2 protein-coding genes are annotated in these 1,248 nt (G+C 65.3%); both read right to left on the reverse strand.

The window, feature by feature from the left end; all coding sequences use genetic code 11:
- A partial coding sequence (locus I5W_RS28430) for a baseplate J/gp47 family protein (RefSeq protein ID WP_042720517.1) occupies positions 1-720 on the reverse strand: 720 nt, incomplete at its 3' end.
- The gene (locus I5W_RS28435) at positions 721-1,116 is read right to left on the reverse strand and encodes a hypothetical protein (protein WP_042720516.1); all 396 of its coding nucleotides are present in this window, start codon (positions 1,114-1,116) and stop codon (positions 721-723) included. It lies immediately after the preceding gene.
- Positions 1,117-1,248: the final 132 nt, after the last annotated feature.

The raw sequence follows: 1,248 nt of genomic DNA on the forward strand, positions 1-1,248 counted from the left end.
CCCATTCGCGTCCGGCTGGTTCGTGCTGTTCTCGTAAGCCCGGAGTCGGGCCACCCCTGAGATGGCGGACAGTGCGCCAACCAAACCGCCGAGGACGGTCTGCGCGGGCAGTGCGACAGACAGGGATTGCCGCTGGCGCAACTGACTATCTGTCTCCACGGGCGCGCCCACGGCGGCGGCGACCGGATTGGTCACTGACTGCCAGCCTCGCTGCACGGTCGCGATGGCCCCCTTGCCCGCGGCCGTGTCAACGGCACCGGCCGCCAAGGCCACGGAGCCGATTGTCATGCAGGTCCCCGTGACAGTGATTTGCCCGGTCGCAGGAATCACGAAGCTCGGGAGTGACCACTGGTAGCCAACGGGATCCGTGACGATGCCACCCGAGACCGCGACGAAAGATTGCCCGACACACAGGAAGTCGCAGGTCGAGAAGGTCGCGCGCTTGCGACGGATACCGTTAATCTTGACCACAGATGAAAGGCCGGCACCCTGTGCGGTGGCGGGCGAGTACGCGTTGTAAGTCGCCAACGTCTCGCCGTTCGCGTCGTGCAGGGCATTGGCGAGAAGAGTCATGAACTGCCCGTCTTGGCAATCAGCACCAAGATAGATATCGGTGCCGTAGATCGCCCGGTATGTGGCCTGTACGTAGGTCAGACAGTCAGCGAAGGTTGGCCGGATGCAGCCGGCTACCGTGATTTGGCAGACAGGTGTGGTGCCCATTCAGCGTCCGTGTTCGACCTTGACGGTGATGTTGGCTGCGTTCGCGGACGGCCCGGTGAGATAGGCGCGCGAGTAGACGGTCTGGATCGTGGCCGAGACCGCGAGGGCCCGCGTCTGGCGGTCGAGGACGCTGTCGTAAGCCTCGATCTCGACCACGCCGGGCGTGTCGAGGATCCGGGCCTGAAGGGCGGGATCACGAAGCCCCTCGGTGCGCCGGCCAAGCACTTCCTGCTCGTAGGGCGTGCCTTCTAGGGCGTCCAAGTACCACTGGCCCTGCCAGAGGTTCAGGCGACTGGTGACGATCTGCCCGACCGCGTCGGGGCTGTCGCGGAGGATCGTGGCCTGATCGCCGCCGAAGAGCGCATCACCAGCCGCGTCCACAGCACGGACGCGCATCGCTCAGTCGTCTCGCTCGGGCGTCGCCGGCTCGAACAGCACGCACCCGAAGTCCATCGAGACCATCAAAAACGGCTGGTCGTCATCGGAGACGAGGTACGGCTGCCGGATCTCCCGGGCATACTCGCCCTG

This window comes from Herbaspirillum sp. B65 (genome assembly GCF_000333555.1).
Lineage (GTDB): Bacteria > Pseudomonadota > Gammaproteobacteria > Burkholderiales > Burkholderiaceae_D > Herbaspirillum > Herbaspirillum rubrisubalbicans.

Excerpts from the sequence above, each read along its gene's own strand:
- I5W_RS28435 (WP_042720516.1), bottom strand. The coding sequence starts at position 1,116 with ATGCGCGTCCGTGCTGTGGACGCGGCTGGTGATGCGCTCTTCGGCGGC.